A 16,132-nucleotide genomic window follows, 5' to 3' on the forward strand; every position below is an offset into this window, starting at 1 on the left:
ACATGAAGAAACTGATCGCTGCTATTGCCCTGCTGGCCGCTGCGCCAGCCTGGGCCGAAGACAAGATGACCGTTCTGCTGGATTGGTTCATCAACCCCGATCATGGGCCCATCATCGTGGCGCAGGAAAACGGCTATTTCGCCGAGCAGGGCCTTGAGGTCGAGATCGTTCCCCCCGCCGATCCTTCCGCCCCGCCGCGTCTGGTGGCCGCAGGTCAAGCCGAACTTGCTGTATCTTATCAGCCGCAGCTGCATCTGCAGATCCATGAAGGCCTGCCGCTGAAGCGTGTTGGTACGCTGGTCGCGACCCCCCTGAACTGCCTGCTGGTTCTGGAGGACGGCCCGATCAAGTCGCCTGCCGACCTGAAGGGCAAGAAAATCGGCTTCTCGGTTGCGGGCGTGGAAGAAGCGGTCTTAACCACCGTGCTAGGAAAATACGGCGTAGCTCTGGACGATGTTGAGTTGATCAACGTGAACTTCTCGCTGTCTCCGTCGCTGATGACAGGTCAGGTGGATGCGGTGATCGGCGCCTATCGCAACTTCGAGCTGAACCAGATGGATATCGAAGGTGTCCCCGGCACCTGCTTCTATATCGAGGAAGAGGGCGTGCCGTCCTATGACGAGTTGATCTACGTCGCTAACCCCGAGACGATGGACAAGGACAAGATCGCGCGTTTCCTGGCAGCAACCGAAAAAGCGACACAGTATATCGTGAACAACCCCGAAAAAAGCTGGGAAATTTTTGCTTCCACTTCGCCAGAGTTGCAGGATGAGCTGAACGCGCGCGCTTGGGTTGACACGCTGCCCCGCTTTGCTTTGCGCCCTGCCGGTTTTGACGCGGGTCGGTATGCACGGTTCGAACAGTTCCTGAAAGACAGCGGCATGATCGACAGCATCAACCCGGTCAGCGACATCACAATTGATGTGACCGCGCAATGAGCGACTATGGCAACGCCTTCACGCTGATGCGTGATGCGGCGCAGGGGCCGTGGCGGGAGTATACCCGCCATGCCTTTGTCGAGGGCCTGAAGGACGGAACGCTGCCGCGAAACGCGTTTCTTCATTATCTGCGACAGGATTATGTGTTCCTCACCCATTTCTCGCGTGCTTGGGCGCTGGCCGTGGTCAAGGCACAGACGCATGAGGAAATGCAGGTAGCCGCCGCAACGGTAAACGGGCTGATGCATGAAGAGATGATGCTGCATGTTGGCGTCTGCGAAGCTGAGGGCATTTCTCGTGAGGAATTGATGGCGACGCCTGAGCGGCCTGAAAACCTCGCCTATACGCGCTTTGTGCTCGAATCCGGTTATTCGGGTGACTATCTGAACCTGCTGGCTGCTCTGCTGCCATGCGTCATCGGCTATGCCGAGATCGGTGCGCGTTTGGCGCAAGAGGCAACATCCGAGACCTATCGCCGCTGGATCGATACCTATGCGGGTGATCAGTACCAAAGCTATTGCCATGACATCGGCGCGCTGATGGATGGCGCTTTGGTTCGACGGCTTGGCCCGGACTATGCAACTCTGCCGGTCTGGGCTGACCTCTGCAAGACCTTTGAGATGGCGACGCAGCTTGAAGTCAAGTTCTGGCAAATGGGCCTGACACCATGACGCCAACGCCCGATCTGACCATCAGCGGCACGGCCTCCATCGACGGTGTGCCTTTGTTCGCGCCGTTGACCCTGACCCTTGGGGCCGGGGCGTGGACGTGCCTGTTGGGCGGATCGGGCGTGGGCAAAACCACCGTTCTGCGGCTGATCGCTGGGCTGGAAACCGGGGCAGTCTTCACTGGCCAGATCACCGCAAGCGATGGGCAGCCGGTGCCGGATCGCGTCGCCTATATGGCGCAGGACGATCTGCTGCTGCCTTGGGCAAGCGTGGCGCAGAATGTCTCGCTGGGTGCTCGACTACGGGGTGAAAAACCTGATCTGGACCGCCGCGACCGTCTGATTGAACGGATGCGCTTGCAGGATCACATGACCAAGAAACCGACCGAACTATCGGGCGGCCAACGCCAGCGCGTGGCTTTGGCCCGCACGTTGATGGAAGATCGCCCCATTGTCCTGCTGGATGAGCCGTTTTCAGCCCTCGATGCCCGAACCCGTGCGGATATGCAGGATCTGGCGGCTGAGGTGTTGCAAGGGCGGACCGTTCTGCTGGTTACCCATGATCCGGCTGAGGCCGCGCGCTTGGGTCAAACCATAACGGTCATGACGCAGGATGGTCTGACGCCCTGCGTTCCACCCAAGGCACCGGCGCCGCGCCATGTGGACGACCTTGAGACGCTGGAGACTCAGGGTGCATTGCTCAAGCTGCTGAGAGAGGCATCATGAAATACCTCTCTGCCCTCGCCGCGACGGTGTTTGCCGTGGCCATCTGGCAGGCCATCGTCTCGGTCACCGGCTTGCCGAAATTCATACTGCCCGGACCTGCCGTGGTGGCCGAGACCTGGTGGCAGAACCGCTGGCTGATTGCGGAACACACCTGGATCACCGCTATCGAGGTGCTGATTGGTCTGGCTTTCGGAACGCTTCTGGGCGTGGTCACGGCGCTGCAACTGGCAAATTCGCGTGCCGCGCGTGTGTTGGTGCAGCCGCTGTTGGTGTTCACTCAGGCGCTCCCGGTCTTTGCGCTGGCACCGCTTCTGACGCTCTGGCTGGGCTATGGTCTCTGGTCCAAGGTCGCGATGGCGGTGCTGATCATTTACTTCCCAATCACCTCATCCTTCTTTGACGGTCTGATGAGGACCCCGCCCGGATATCTCGATCTTGCGCGTACAATGCAGGCCAGCAAACGCGCGGTCCTTTGTCACATCCGTATCCCTGCGGCCTTGCCATCCTTGGCGTCGGGGATGCGATTGGCGGCAGTCTATGCGCCGATTGGGGCGGTGATCGGTGAATGGGTCGGCTCGTCTCAAGGGCTGGGTTATCTGATGCTGCTGGCCAATGGCCGCGCGAAGACAGACCTGATGTTTGCCGCAATGCTGACGCTGGGCGTGTTTTCGATTGCTCTGCACATGGTTGTCCGCCGCGCCACGGCGCGTATGGCGGGTGAGATGCGTTAACCATTCAGAAACCGATTCTGCGCCAAGGTGAGGCCCATGACACAGGACGCCTTTGCCGAAGCCCCCATGCTATTCGATACGGACGAAGCGCCGGCGCAGCCGCTGCCGACGGGTCGGTTACCCTCCTACATCAAAGACCATCGCAAGCGGCTGCGCGAACGGTTCATGGCGGGCGGCTCGGCCGCGATGCCGGATTATGAGCTGTTGGAGCTGGCCCTGTTCCGATCCATCCCGCGGCAGGACGTGAAACCGCTGGCCCGCGCGCTGATGGATACGTTTGGGGATTTCAACCGCGTTCTGACAGCGCCCGAGGAGCGGCTGCGGCAGATCAAGGGTGTAGGGGATACAGTGATAACTGACCTGAAAATCCTTGAAGCTTGCGCCCATCGAATGGCCCGGGCACGGGTGATGCAGCGGCATGTGATCTCGGGTTGGGATGCGCTGCTGGACTATTGTCACACTACCATGGCTCATCGAGAAACCGAGCAGTTCCGTGTATTCTATCTGGATCGCAAGAACGTGCTGATCGCAGATGAAGAACAGGCCAAGGGCACCGTTGATCACGTGCCGGTCTATCCGCGAGAGGTGGCGAAACGTGCGCTGGAGCTGAACGCCTCGGCCCTGATCCTGGTGCACAACCACCCGTCAGGCGACCCGACACCGTCGAAATCCGATATCGATATGACCAACCGCATTCAAGATGCCTGCACCGCGTTGGGCCTGACCCTGCATGATCATCTGATCATTGGTAAATCGACCGAGCTGAGTTTTCGGTCCGAAGGATACCTCTAGCGGGTCATTCGACCCAGATTTCAACGCGGCGGTTGACTTTGCGGCCCCATTCGGTGTCGTCGCAGGCCATGGGCATCGCCTCACCGAACCCGTCGACCGCGATCTCGATGCTGTCGGGTATCTCGGTCTCAACAGCCCCGAGAACCGAGTTCCGGACGGTTTGCGCACGGCGCAGGGCGATGCGGGCATTGGTGCTGGCAGGCCCATCCCCGTCACTGAATCCGACAAACAGTAGTTTTCGGGCGTTCAGAGTTCCGGTCTCAAGCGCCTGAGCAAGGTATTGGATATTCGACCGCGATTGTGCGTCGGGCCGCGATGATCCGGGCTCGAATCGAACTGACAGCGACAAACGCGCCATCGGACGCAAGGTTTCGACCATGCGTTGAACCTCTTCCAACCCAACCTCTGCCCCGCCGGATACAATGGCGTTGGACAGGCGGTCGCCCTGTAGACCAATCCGCGTTCTTTCCGGTGTCTGATCAACAAACCCTGCCTGACGAATGGCCAATTGGGCATCAGCGCCCAAGCTATAGGCCAGCAATTGACGCGCAATTCGTGGCAGGCGCCGTTCCGGCAGGTAGAGGAACATCGGTAGCGTCAGCGGATAGTCTTCGGTCTTGATGGCGTCACGTGATGCGGCGAGCGCATGCCCGCACCCGCCAGTCAAGGGCAGGGCCCGTGTATTGTCGGCCGAGGCATGACTAGCAATCCCGATGGCAAACGCGTCTCGCGCGACCGCCTGTACCAGATCGCCATTGCGCCCGTGGCGTATCGCATCCGAGGACAGGGTCACTCCTGCCGGGGCCAACAGTTGATCTTCTACTGCTTGGGCCAAACCCGACCCCGCATCCGGCATATGCAGCGCGATAGGCGCATCAGGTCCACCCAGATCCGCCCAGTTCGCGACTTCACCAGACAAAACACGTGCCAGATCGGCAGGTGAAATCTGACTGGTAATGTTGTCCTGGGCAACAACCGGCACCATGGCGTCCAACGCAATCACCCGTGACCGGCGAGGGCGAGTCAGATCGCCCAACCCGGCCTCTGCCGCCGCGGCCTGTTCAGCCTCACGGATTTCACGCAGGGCCATCACGATGTCAGCATCATTTGCGATCAGGTCGGCAAATCCCCGATCCGTGTTTCCAACGCGAAAGAACAATCGCGCAAGCGGCGCTGTTCGCCCGCTTTGAAACAGTTCATAGGCAAAGCTGCGTTCGTCCACCCGTTTCGGCGTTGCGGTAAACCCCTCCTGCCGCGCGAAACCGATGATCAGGGCGGGCAAAACGGTTTCGGCCATGACCGACGAGCCCGAAAACCAGACCTCGGCCACGAAATCCGTCAGGTTGGGACAGGCCGGGCCATCACATCTAACGCCCGAGCCGTCGACTGTCAGCTCTCCGAATTGTGTGTCGACGCGGTAGAATTCGCCATCAAAACCCAGCAGGTCACCCGTGATCTCGACCTTGCCATCATGCGAAGTGAGGGTGATGTCCTGCGCCACAACACTTGTTCCAAGTGTTGCTGAGATCAGCGCGGCCACGGCCACACGGAAAAATGTCATCAGAGAGTCGAGCCTGTCTGCGGGTTACTTTGCCGCGATTGTCAGGTCTTGGAGCAGATTATTCAACACCAGAAACTCGCCCAATTGCGAGCAATCCGGTACAGACACGCTCAGATCACGTGACCGCAGGCCTGTGTTGGCCCGCAGCTCAATGGACTGAACGTTCAATGTGTGACCGCAATTGTTTTCGGTCACTTCCGCTTCGACTGTCAGGTCGATGGTTCCAGATTGCGGGGACTGGCCCGCCGGGAACGAATATACTTCGATATTTTGGGCGTCTGTCAGTCCTGAATGGCCCAAGCTGACAACACTGCCAGCGCCTGCTGTGGCGCTGTTTGACCAGACGTGACCCTCACCACCATAGCTGGCTCCGAATTCCAGTGCGTGAATTTGCAACGCTTTGTCGCCTTTCCACTGCAGCGCCACGCGATCATATTCCTTTAGGTCGGGCACATGGGTGGTGGCGACGGTCCCGGTTTGATCCGGGAATGAGATCAGAAAGATCGCATATTCTGACAGCGCCGGGATGGTTACTTTCAGCGTGCCGTTCTGATCGGTGACCTGCGTCAGGGTTAGGCCGCTGTGGTGAATGCTGATCCGTTCATTGCCGCGGCAAGGGGATTTGATGGTCAGGCGGGCCTGCGCGCCGGGTACGGCAACAGCGCGGGCGCTTAGGTTACAGGATTTCTGCGCGGGCTTCTGTCGGGGTTCGACACGGGTGGTTTTGGGCGCAACAACAGCGTCGTCAGCGCCAGATGCGGTTGCCGAGGCTGAGGTCAGCACGATGCTATCCAACCCTGCCAGAACCGACGTTTGATTTGTTTGCGTAGCCGCAACAATTTGGCTCTGCGCATCGCTTGGCTGCGCAGCTGTTCCATATTGCATCAAGTAACCAATGCCTAGGGCACAGGCGATTGTGCCGCACATGGTCACGTAGTTTCTTACAACAAACAAGACACCCTCCCCAGTTGAAGGAGCGAGTCGCACACTGATCCTGAATCGAGGCTTATTTGTGTCCTCGAAACGGACTCATTGTGATCAGGGCGTCGATGACGTTAGGTTAACCTGCCGTGGCAATGTTTGAACTTCTTGCCCGATCCGCAGGGGCAAGGGTCGTTTCGCGACGGGTTCCCCCAGGTCGACGGATCGGTTTCGTCAAAGCCCGGCAACGCGTCACCTGACGCGGCAGCTTCGGCTTTGGCCTCGGCCCGATCGGTTGCCTGATCCACCGCAGCTTGCGTCTCAGCCTGCTGTGCCGCCATCTGCGCCAGCATCTCTTTCTGCTCTTCTTCGGTCAGCGGACGAACGCGTGAAAGCTGCTGTGTCACGGTTTCGCGCAGGGAATCCAGCATGCCTTCGAACAGTTGGAAGCTTTCGGTTTTGTATTCATTCAGCGGATCGCGCTGGGCGTAGCCCCGGAATCCAACGACCGAGCGCAGATGTTCCAGCGTCAGCAGATGCTCGCGCCACTTGCTGTCGATGGTTTGCAGTAGCACCTGCTTTTCGATGTTGCGCATGTTTTCGGGGCCAAAGGCGACGGCCTTCTGCGCCATCATTTCGTCGGCGGATTTAATCAGGCGTTCACGCACCTGTTCATCATCCACGCCTTCCTCGGCGGCCCAGGCCTGAACCGGCGCGTCGATGGTCAGCTTGTCTTTGATGGCCTCATGCAGACCCTCGGTATCCCACTGATCCGCATAGGATTTCGGCGGCATGTATTCGTCGATCAGATCGTCGATCACCTGCTCGCGCATATCCGAGACGATCTCGGACAGGTCGTCTGCCGACATGATCTCGCGCCGTTGGCTAAAGACCACTTTCCGCTGATCGTTCATCACGTCGTCGAATTTCAGAACGTTTTTGCGCATGTCAAAGTTACGGCCTTCGACTTTGGATTGCGCGCGTTCCAGAGATTTGTTGACCCAGGGGTGAATGATGGCTTCGCCTTCTTTCATGCCCAGTGTGGTCAGCACTTTGTCCAGCCGTTCCGAGCCGAAGATGCGCATCAGATCGTCTTCGAGGCTCAGGTAGAACACGGTGCGGCCCGGATCACCCTGACGGCCCGAACGACCACGCAGCTGGTTGTCAATCCGACGGCTTTCGTGGCGCTCGGACGCCATGACATACAGACCGCCCGCATCCAGAACCTTTTGTTTTTCTTCTGCGTGCTTGGCCTCTTCTGCCGTACGCAATTCGGCCGGGTCGGCTTCGGGGTTCTCGGCCAGTGCCTGCAGAACCTTCATTTCCACATTGCCGCCCAGCTGAATGTCGGTGCCGCGACCGGCCATGTTGGTCGCGATGGTCACTGCCCCATAGCGGCCCGCATCGGCCACGATCTGAGCTTCTTGTTCATGCTGGCGAGCGTTCAGAACGTTGTGCTCGATCTTTTCCTTGCCCAGCATTTGGCTTAGCACTTCGGATTTCTCAATCGAGGTGGTGCCAATCAGAACCGGCTGGCCTTTTTCACTGGCCTCTTTCGCTTCTTTGATGATCGCGCCGTATTTCTCCATCGCTGTACGATAGACCTGATCATCTTCGTCCAGTCGCGCAATTGGCTTGTTGGTCGGCACTTCGACGACACCAAGGCCATAGATTTCGGCGAACTCTTCGGCTTCGGTCAGCGCTGTACCGGTCATGCCGCCCAGTTTACCATAGAGGCGAAAGTAATTCTGGAACGTGACACTGGCCAAAGTCACGTTCTCGGGCTGGATCGGTGCGCCTTCCTTGGCTTCGATGGCTTGGTGCAAGCCTTCTGACAGGCGGCGGCCTGGCATCATCCGGCCGGTGAATTCGTCGATCAGAACCACATTGCCATCGCGGACGATGTAATCCTTGTCGCGCTGGAACAGCTTATGTGCCCGCAGGCCCTGGTTCACATGGTGCACCACCGTAGTGCTTTCGGGATCGTATAGGGAATGTCCTTCGGGGATCAGGCCTGCCTCGATCAGTTGCTGTTCCAGGAATTCATTGCCTTCATCGGTAAAGGTCACGTTGCGGGACTTTTCGTCCAGCGTGAAATGCTCATCGCTCAGCGACGGGATCAGGGCGTCAATCGCAGTATAGAGGTCTGAGCGATCCTGCGACGGCCCCGAGATGATCAGTGGTGTCCGCGCCTCATCAATCAGGATCGAATCGACCTCATCCACAATCGCGAAATTGTGGTGCTTTTGATAAATCTCGGCCAGATCAGCCTTCATGTTATCGCGCAGGTAGTCGAACCCAAGTTCGTTATTGGTGGCGTAGGTCACATCGCAGGCATAGGCGGCTTTTTTGTCTGGATCGGGCTGGCCCGACCAGATCACACCGGTTGTCATACCAAGGGCCGCAAACACCTTGCCCATCCATTCCGCATCGCGCTTGGCCAGGTATTCGTTCACGGTAACGACATGCACGCCCTTGCCCGTCAACGCGTTCAGATAGGCGGGGAAGGTGGCAACAAGCGTCTTACCCTCACCCGTTTTCATTTCCGAGATATTGCCCTGATGCAGAAAGGCGCCGCCCATCAACTGCACGTCAAAGGCACGCAGACCCAGCGCGCGCCGCGCCCCTTCACGGACATTGGCAAAAGCTTCGGGCAGCAGCGCATCCAAGCTTTCGCCCCCCAGCGCGCGTTTTCTTAGTTCCTCAGTCTTTTCCTTCAGACCATCGTCAGAGAGTTGTTCGAACTCGGGCTCCAGCGCATTGATCTTTTCGACCAGCGGGCGGGTCGCCTTGATCTTGCGGTCGTTCGGCGTTCCGAAGACCTTTTTGGCGAGCGTTCCGAATCCCAGCATGTTCACTCCAGCGGATCTGTTCTTGTCTTGGTTGCGACAGGCTTGCCCACCTTGCGCGCAACCCATAGATACGGGGGGTGAAAGGCGGCCCTGTCCAAGGCTTCAAAGCGATGTAAGCGGCAGGTTCTGAAGTGTCAACGCTGCGCCCTGTCGCGGCAAAGAAATAGGATGATTCCATGCCCAAAGGCCTCACTTTTCTGCCATCGCTGGCTCTGGCTGCCGTGATGGCGCTGCCGCTGGCCGCCGAAACCAAGTCTGACGCCAGCACCGTATTGGCGCGCGTCAACGGCGATGAGATCACATTGGGTCACATCATCGCCACCGTCGCAGCGCTGCCGCCGCAATACACGCAGATCGAAGATGATGTTCTGTATGATTTCGTGCTCGAGCAACTGATTCAGCAGCAACTGTTAGGTCAGCAGCAGCAAGAGCTGACCTCGCAGAATGCGCTGACTCTGGACAACGAAAAACGGTCCTTGCTGGCGGTGCAGACCGTGGGTGCCCTGACTGAAGCGGTTGTAACGGATGAAGCCATTCAGGCCGCCTATGACGCGCAATATGCCGAGTTCGAAGGTGAAGACGAGTTCGATGCCAGCCACATCCTGGTTGAAAGCGAAGACGAAGCCAAAGTGATCAAAGCACAGCTGGATGATGGCGCGGATTTTGCCGAGATGGCGCGCGAACATTCCACCGGGCCGTCCGGTCCCAATGGCGGATCGCTGGGCTGGTTCGGCAAGGGTCAGATGGTGCCAGAATTCGAAAACGCTGTCATTGGTCTGGAAAAGGGTCAGATCTCGGACCCGGTTCAAACCCAGTTCGGGTGGCATCTTGTGATCCTGAATGACAAACGCAAATCCGAGGCCCCTGCGTTGGAGGCCGTTCGGGATGAGCTTGCTCAGACCCTTCAGCAGGACGCTATTCAGGCGCGTATCGATGAACTGACCCAGCAGGCGCAAATCGAACGCTCGCCGTTGGAAGGGGCGGGCCCCGAGATCATCCGCCAGCTGGACCTGATTCAGGAGTAATCTGCGTGGCCACGATCACCAAGGTTTCGCCACTGGCCCCCGCCGGTTTCCCTGACTTGCCCGCAATCGACGGTGTGCGGTTCGCCACTGTCGAGGCCGGGGTGCGGTATCAGGGTCGGACGGACGTCATGCTGGCTGTTCTGGACCCCGGCACCTCGGTCGCCGGGGTTTTCACCCGATCTGCTACACGTGCGGCGCCTGTACTGGATTGTCAGGACAAGATCGGCGGGTCAAGTGACGGCCCGGCGGCGATCTTGGTGAATTCGGGCAACGCCAATGCCTTCACTGGTCACTATGGCCAAACCTCGGTGGTCGAGGTCACGCAGGCCGTGTCCAAAGCGACCGGAGTACCGGTTGAGCGAGTCTTTACCTCCTCCACCGGCGTGATTGGTGAGCCGCTGCCACATGACAAAATCGTTGCGCAGCTTGAGGCGTTGAAATCAGGTCTTAGCCGCCATGCGATCGAAGACGCAGCGCGCGCCATCATGACCACCGATACCTTCCCGAAAGGGGCGCGTGCGCAGGTCGAGATTGATGGCAAAACAGTCTCTATTGCGGGGATTGCGAAGGGATCGGGAATGATCGCGCCGGATATGGCGACGATGCTGGTTTATGTCTTCACCGATGCGCAGGTGGACCAATCCGCGCTGCAAGCGATGCTGGGCGCGCAAACGGACCGGACGTTCAACTGCATTACTGTGGATAGTGATACATCCACCTCTGATAGCCTGCTTTTATGCGCCACCGGGGCCTCTGGCGTTGATGCCACTGGAAATGCTGCATTTGCCGAAGCGCTTGAAGTGGTGATGCTGGACCTCGCGCAGCAGGTTGTGCGCGATGGCGAAGGGGCCACGAAATTCGTAGAAATCTGCGTGACCGGCGCGGCCACCGATGCCGACGCCAAGACCCATGGTCTGGCCATCGCCAATTCCCCGCTGGTCAAAACCGCCATCGCGGGCGAGGACCCAAACTGGGGCCGTGTGGTTATGGCCATCGGCAAATCCGGAGCCGCAGCCGACCGCGACCGCCTGAGCATCTCGTTCGGAGACATCCTTGTGGCCGAAAAAGGCTGGGTCAGTCCCGATTACCGCGAAGAAGACGCCGCCGCGTACATGAAAGGTCAGAACCTTGTGATCGCTGTCGATCTGGGGCTTGGCGAAGGGCAATCCACCGTTTGGACCTGCGATCTGACCCATGGCTATATCGAGATCAACGCGGATTATCGCTCGTGAAAACAGTTCTTGTTTCCGCTGTCGCCCTGATCGACATTGAGGGTCGCGTGTTGCTGGCCCAACGCCCCGAGGGCAAATCCATGGCAGGCCTCTGGGAATTCCCCGGCGGCAAAATCGAACCCGGCGAAACCCCCGAAGCCGCGCTGATCCGCGAGTTGGAAGAGGAGCTGGGCATCAACACCTGGACCTCCTGCCTCGCGCCGCTGACCTTCGCCAGCCACAGCTATGATGATTTTCACTTGCTGATGCCCTTATTCGCTTGCCGAAAATGGGAGGGGATTCCACAGTCGAAAGAGGGGCAGGCGTTGAAATGGGTGCGTGGGAATGATCTGCGGAACTATCCCATGCCTGCGGCGGATATACCGTTGATTCCGATTTTGCGGGATTGGTTGTAGTCGCAGGCTTGTGCCAAGGTTGTGTTCGTTTGTCTGGTTCAGCGGACAAACCTGACTTTCGCCATCCGCTGAGGTCAATCAAACCGGTTCAATTTAGCGGCTCAAGTCTAGCTGGATTGTTTGGCCGTCTTCTGACATCTCTGCCATAACAATCGTCAAGTTTTCTCGCCCTTGGTGTCTTATGCGACCAGCTAAATCGTAGTGGCCAGCATATTTTTTGGCCAAAGAACCCACCAAAATGACCTGCCCGCAACAATGGTATCCAGCCTGGGTTCTCAGAAACCTCGGCAACGGCGAAAAACCATTCGCCGTTCAAAGTTAGATTTTCATCCGTCGCTGGTACTGGCTCGGCCCGTCCTAACACATTGGAATAGTGCACTTCCCAGAGGTCTGGATCGTCTTGATCGGCGGCAAGCGTTTTATCATCTTCGTTTCTACGCCAAACTATTATTGGAAGGTTATTGAGCAGAACGACCCGAACTTCCCCCGGCTCGAAATCATTAACGCTCAAGCGAGGGGTCTGCGCTTCAACTCGTGCGAGCACATCGGCTGAAGGCTGAGCGGTTTGTACCAAAAAGTACAAAGCTATGAAAAATGCACAGCATAAGGCTGAAGCCGTACCTACATACAAGAAATTTGCCTTTTTCATCTCGTATCACGTTAGCAAAACGCGAGCGAATTGAAAATCGCGTAGGTTAGGTTTAGGCTCAAAGCTGACAATCTCAAACATCGAAGCAGCACCGTTTTCCGATACAGGATTCAGATGCCCGGGCAATCCCCGAGCACCCTGATTCTAACCCGAAAGCCCTACATATTGGGGAAGTAATCCTCGCACTCGCCGTCCCGATACACATCCGCGGTACAGCAATGCAGGCCGCCGCCAAAGGCATAGGCGTCGCGGAGTTCGACCTCGACCACTTCCATGCCCAGCTTGTCCATCTGCTCGGCCTGATAGACCTCGGATTTCTCGACGCAGACGGTTTTCGGGTCCAGCACCAGCACGTTCATCGACAGCCAGGTCGAGGAATAGCAGAGCGGCGGCGGCGTGTTGTGAGCAGGTTGGGCGGCGTCCACGATCTCCCAACCGTTTTTCTCGAACATGCCGCGCTGGTCTTCGGGCAAGCGGCGCTGCGGGTTGTTGAGGATCAGGCCGGGGCGCAGCGGGGTAAACGTCGCGTCGATATGGATCGGATAGGGGTCACCGGGGAAGTTCACCGTATGGACGCGGTGGTCGGGGAAGTGACGGCGCAGCCACTCGATCCCTTTCAGGTTCGTCGTAAATCCATGCTGGACCACCAGATCGCGGCCAAAGCGCAGCACGTCGGCGGCGTCAAACAGAGGCTCTTCCTCGGTGGTAACAAAGAACTTCTCAGCCGCCCATTGCAGGCGCTTTTCGACGCCGATTTTGTCGCTCAGGTAATCGGGGTGGTAATCCGCATCGGTCAGGCGCGGCTTGGGCGCGGCCTCGTGGCGGAAGTTGGGGTCTTCGTCCCAATATTGCTGCATCAGCGGGCGATAATTCAGGTATTCGAACCAGCGGCATCGGTAGGACATGGTCGCTTCGAGGATCTCATGCCCGACGGTCAGCAGCACATCGCGCGGGGGCATGCAGCCAAACTGGCTGTCGGTGTGAAAATCCGGTGTGGTGGCCGGTTGAGAATGGTCGATGGACGTGGGGCGATCCACACGGATACCGCGTTGGCGCAGCTGATCGGCGAAATTATCCAGCAATTCATTGGCGCGGTCGATCGTCTCTTGCGGGCGCCGGCCCCACTGGCCGCGCATGTCGCTGTCTTCAGGCACCTTGGCGTCCAGCGCGGGTTCTTCAGGCGGAATGTGGCAATCATCTGCACGGCCTACGATGACGTGGCGCAGGGGGTCCCATTCGTTCCAGCTTTTGACTTCGGTTTTGTCTGGCGACCAGGCCATGATTGCCTCCTGCTATGGCAGAGATCGGGGCGGGGCCCTCAATCCCGTGATTGAAAGTCCCGGCGTACAGGATGTGGGGTGAACACGAGTGGTGTCCGGCGACGCCATCGCCAGAGTGTATGGCAGCCCCCATAGCATCGCCGACACGTCTTGAAAAGAAGGGCCTTGGGGCAGGGGCGGTTTGCGGCGCCCCCTGTTACAATTCGTAAGAATTGAGAAAACATCAGGCAAAACTTGACGTCGATCTTTCGTGCGTCCCTTATCGGGGCATCGGCATTCGGGGCGTGGTCCCGGCCTGCCGGTTCTGGCCCGGGGAGGGGCCGGATGGGGAGGAGAGAAAGATTGGCTCAGACGCAGTCGGGCGCTGAAGGGATGCAGTCCCTTCCGGCGCTGTTACACCGCAATGCGACCCAGTTCGGGGATGCCCCGGCCTATCGGGAAAAGGAATTCGGGATCTGGCAATGCTGGACCTGGGCAGAAGCGGCCAAGGAAATCCGCGCCATCGCGCTGGGTTTTCTGGAGTTGGGCGTTGAAAAAGGCGACCATATCGCCGTTATAGGCCGCAACCGTCCGGCGCATTATTGGTCTATGGTGGCCGCGCAGATGGTGGGCGCGGTTCCGGTGCCTCTGTATCAGGACTCGGTCGCGGAAGAGATGGCCTATGTGCTGGAACATTGCGGCGCGAAATATGTGGTCTGTGGCGATCAGGAGCAGGTCGATAAGGTCGTCGAGATTCAGGAAAACCTGCATCAGGTCAAACACATCCTCTATACCGACAAGCGCGGGATGCGGAAGTATGACCACTCCCAGATGAACGCGCTTGAGGACATCATGGCTGAGGGTAGCGCTGGGCACGCGCGGTTCGATAACGAGTTGGACAAGCGCATCGCCGCGATCACCTATGACGATACTTGCGTGATGCTCTATACCTCCGGCACGACGGGTAAGCCCAAAGGCGTGGTGCTGTCGAACCGGAATGTTATTGAAAGCGCCAAGAATTCTGCAGAGTTTGATCATCTGACCCGAAGTGAGGATATCCTGTCCTACCTGCCGATGGCGTGGGTTGGGGATTTCATCTTCTCCATCGGTCAGGCCTACTGGTGCGGTTTCTGTGTGAACTGCCCCGAAAGCGCCGACACGATGATGACCGACCTGCGCGAGATCGGGCCGACCTATTTCTTTGCTCCGCCACGCGTGTTCGAAACCCAGCTGACCAATGTGATGATCCGGATGGAGGATGCGGGCAAGCTGAAACAGCGCATGTTCCATCACTTCATGGCCCATGCCAAGAAAGTTGGTGGCTTGTTGCTGGACGGCAAGCCAGTGGGCTTTGGCGATAAGCTGAAATACGCGCTGGGCAATCTGCTGGTCTACGGACCGCTTAAGGATACGCTGGGCTACGGTCGGTTCCGCGTTGGCTATACGGCGGGCGAGGCGATTGGGCCGGAAATCTTTGATTTCTACCGTTCACTTGGCATCAATCTAAAGCAACTTTACGGTCAGACCGAAGCAACGGTGTTCATCACCGTGCAGCCGGATGGCGAAGTGCGTGCGGATACAGTTGGCGTGCCCGCACCCGATGTTGAGTTGAAAATCGATGACAAAGGCGAGATCCACTATCGCTCGCCCGGTGTGTTTGTCGAGTATTACAACAATCCCGATTCCACCGCCTCGACCAAGGATGCCGAGGGCTGGGTGGCGACGGGGGATGCCGGGTTCATCGAGGAGAACTCGGGCCATCTACGCATCATCGATCGTGCCAAAGACGTGGGCAAGATGGCTGATGGGTCGATGTTTGCGCCGAAATATGTCGAGAACAAACTGAAATTCTATCCTGACATTCTTGAGGTCGTGCTGTTCGGCAATGGCAAGGATCGCTGCGTGGCCTTCATCAATATCGATCTGACGGCGGTCGGAAACTGGGCTGAGCGCAACAACGTGGCTTATGCGTCATATCAAGAACTGGCAGGCCATCCGCGTGTGTTAGAGACGATCAAATCCCACGTGGAAGAGGTGAACAAATCGGTCGCAGCGGATGAGATGCTGTCGGGCTGTCAGGTGCATCGCTTTGTGGTTCTGCACAAGGAACTGGATGCTGATGATGGCGAGATGACCCGGACCCGCAAGGTGCGTCGCGGCTTTGTTGAGGACAAGTTCCACGACATTATTGCCGCGCTATATGACGGGTCCTCGAGCGTTTCGACGACCACCGAAGTGACCTATGAGGATGGACGCAAGGGGTCGATTTCGGCGACGCTTGAGATTGTTGATGCGCCGGTTGTGGCGGTCGCGCAGCATAAGGTGGCGGCGGAATGACGGGCCTGACGCGCGCCGCTCGACCTGCGGTCATCGCCCCGCCCGCC

14 protein-coding genes are annotated in these 16,132 nt (G+C 58.3%); 9 read left to right on the plus strand and 5 right to left on the minus strand.

Annotation, left to right across the window (positions count from 1 at the left end; genetic code table 11):
* The first annotated feature begins 2 nt into the window (after positions 1-2).
* Genes ACR0EL_RS15670 through radC form a run of 5 tightly spaced genes read left to right on the plus strand, consistent with a single transcriptional unit; the run spans position 3 to position 3,854 of the window.
* Positions 3-938: an ABC transporter substrate-binding protein gene (locus ACR0EL_RS15670; protein WP_480500902.1), complete on the plus strand. Its 936-nt coding sequence runs from the start codon at positions 3-5 to the stop codon at positions 936-938.
* On the plus strand, positions 935-1,609 hold the full coding sequence (gene tenA / locus ACR0EL_RS15675) for a thiaminase II (protein ID WP_480500904.1): 675 nt from the start codon (positions 935-937) through the stop codon (positions 1,607-1,609). The genes ACR0EL_RS15670 and tenA overlap by 4 nt, the downstream gene beginning before the upstream one ends.
* Complete coding sequence (locus tag ACR0EL_RS15680; RefSeq protein WP_353008552.1) at positions 1,606-2,331, plus strand: ABC transporter ATP-binding protein; 726 nt, start codon at positions 1,606-1,608, stop codon at positions 2,329-2,331. Before tenA ends, ACR0EL_RS15680 begins: the two co-directional genes overlap by 4 nt.
* The gene (locus ACR0EL_RS15685) at positions 2,328-3,062 is read left to right on the plus strand and encodes an ABC transporter permease (RefSeq protein WP_480500906.1); all 735 of its coding nucleotides are present in this window, start codon (positions 2,328-2,330) and stop codon (positions 3,060-3,062) included. The genes ACR0EL_RS15680 and ACR0EL_RS15685 overlap by 4 nt, the downstream gene beginning before the upstream one ends.
* Positions 3,063-3,098: 36 nt before the next feature.
* Positions 3,099-3,854: a RadC family protein gene (gene radC / locus ACR0EL_RS15690; RefSeq protein WP_480500908.1), complete on the plus strand. Its 756-nt coding sequence runs from the start codon at positions 3,099-3,101 to the stop codon at positions 3,852-3,854.
* A gap of 4 nt (positions 3,855-3,858) precedes the next feature.
* Here radC and ACR0EL_RS15695 read toward each other — a convergent pair whose 3' ends face one another.
* From ACR0EL_RS15695 to secA, 3 genes are all read right to left on the minus strand, one after another.
* A complete protein-coding gene (locus ACR0EL_RS15695) occupies positions 3,859-5,415 on the minus strand; it encodes a phosphate ABC transporter substrate-binding/OmpA family protein (RefSeq protein ID WP_480500910.1) in 1,557 nt (518 codons plus the stop codon).
* 24 nt (positions 5,416-5,439) lie between these two features.
* Positions 5,440-6,369 carry a hypothetical protein gene (locus ACR0EL_RS15700; protein ID WP_480500911.1) on the minus strand — a complete coding sequence of 310 codons (930 nt, stop codon included), beginning with the start codon at positions 6,367-6,369 and terminating at the stop codon, positions 5,440-5,442.
* A 101-nt stretch (positions 6,370-6,470) separates the two neighbouring features.
* On the minus strand, positions 6,471-9,188 hold the full coding sequence (secA, locus tag ACR0EL_RS15705) for a preprotein translocase subunit SecA (RefSeq protein ID WP_480500913.1): 2,718 nt from the start codon (positions 9,186-9,188) through the stop codon (positions 6,471-6,473).
* A gap of 176 nt (positions 9,189-9,364) precedes the next feature.
* On the opposite strand from secA, the gene ACR0EL_RS15710 reads away from it, so the two are divergent.
* The 3 genes from ACR0EL_RS15710 to mutT are packed head-to-tail and all read left to right on the plus strand — an operon-like array spanning position 9,365 to position 11,840.
* Entirely contained in the window at positions 9,365-10,213 is an 849-nt protein-coding gene (locus tag ACR0EL_RS15710; protein ID WP_480500915.1) for a peptidylprolyl isomerase, read from the plus strand.
* A 5-nt stretch (positions 10,214-10,218) separates the two neighbouring features.
* Complete coding sequence (gene argJ / locus ACR0EL_RS15715) at positions 10,219-11,445, plus strand: bifunctional glutamate N-acetyltransferase/amino-acid acetyltransferase ArgJ (RefSeq protein ID WP_480500917.1); 1,227 nt, start codon at positions 10,219-10,221, stop codon at positions 11,443-11,445.
* Positions 11,442-11,840 carry an 8-oxo-dGTP diphosphatase MutT gene (gene mutT / locus ACR0EL_RS15720; protein ID WP_480500919.1) on the plus strand — a complete coding sequence of 133 codons (399 nt, stop codon included), beginning with the start codon at positions 11,442-11,444 and terminating at the stop codon, positions 11,838-11,840. Before argJ ends, mutT begins: the two co-directional genes overlap by 4 nt.
* An 88-nt stretch (positions 11,841-11,928) precedes the next feature.
* Here the strand turns inward: mutT and ACR0EL_RS15725 are convergent, their stop codons facing one another.
* A complete protein-coding gene (locus ACR0EL_RS15725) occupies positions 11,929-12,489 on the minus strand; it encodes a Rieske (2Fe-2S) protein (RefSeq protein ID WP_480500921.1) in 561 nt (186 codons plus the stop codon).
* A 158-nt stretch (positions 12,490-12,647) separates the two neighbouring features.
* Positions 12,648-13,769 (minus strand): serine/threonine protein kinase, encoded by a 1,122-nt coding sequence (locus tag ACR0EL_RS15730; RefSeq protein WP_480500923.1) that lies wholly within the window; start codon positions 13,767-13,769, stop codon positions 12,648-12,650.
* Between the two features lie 372 nt (positions 13,770-14,141).
* On the opposite strand from ACR0EL_RS15730, the gene ACR0EL_RS15735 reads away from it, so the two are divergent.
* Positions 14,142-16,085 (plus strand): AMP-binding protein, encoded by a 1,944-nt coding sequence (locus ACR0EL_RS15735; RefSeq protein ID WP_480500971.1) that lies wholly within the window; start codon positions 14,142-14,144, stop codon positions 16,083-16,085.
* The last annotated feature ends 47 nt before the right edge of the window (positions 16,086-16,132 follow it).

This window comes from Ruegeria sp. AH12, assembly GCF_056541465.1.

Bases quoted from the DNA above. Each gene is read 5' to 3' on its own strand.
- ACR0EL_RS15725 (WP_480500921.1), bottom strand. From the start codon at position 12,489: ATGAAAAAGGCAAATTTCTTGTATGTAGGTACGGCTTCAGCCTTATGC.
- radC (WP_480500908.1), top strand. From the start codon at position 3,099: ATGACACAGGACGCCTTTGCCGAAGCCCCCATGCTATTCGATACGGAC.
- ACR0EL_RS15685 (WP_480500906.1), top strand. From the start codon at position 2,328: ATGAAATACCTCTCTGCCCTCGCCGCGACGGTGTTTGCCGTGGCCATC.
- ACR0EL_RS15710 (WP_480500915.1), top strand. From the start codon at position 9,365: ATGCCCAAAGGCCTCACTTTTCTGCCATCGCTGGCTCTGGCTGCCGTG.
- secA (WP_480500913.1), bottom strand. From the start codon at position 9,188: ATGCTGGGATTCGGAACGCTCGCCAAAAAGGTCTTCGGAACGCCGAAC.
- ACR0EL_RS15695 (WP_480500910.1), bottom strand. From the start codon at position 5,415: ATGACATTTTTCCGTGTGGCCGTGGCCGCGCTGATCTCAGCAACACTT.
- ACR0EL_RS15680 (WP_353008552.1), top strand. From the start codon at position 1,606: ATGACGCCAACGCCCGATCTGACCATCAGCGGCACGGCCTCCATCGAC.
- ACR0EL_RS15670 (WP_480500902.1), top strand. From the start codon at position 3: ATGAAGAAACTGATCGCTGCTATTGCCCTGCTGGCCGCTGCGCCAGCC.
- ACR0EL_RS15735 (WP_480500971.1), top strand. From the start codon at position 14,142: ATGCAGTCCCTTCCGGCGCTGTTACACCGCAATGCGACCCAGTTCGGG.
- tenA (WP_480500904.1), top strand. From the start codon at position 935: ATGAGCGACTATGGCAACGCCTTCACGCTGATGCGTGATGCGGCGCAG.
- ACR0EL_RS15730 (WP_480500923.1), bottom strand. From the start codon at position 13,769: ATGGCCTGGTCGCCAGACAAAACCGAAGTCAAAAGCTGGAACGAATGG.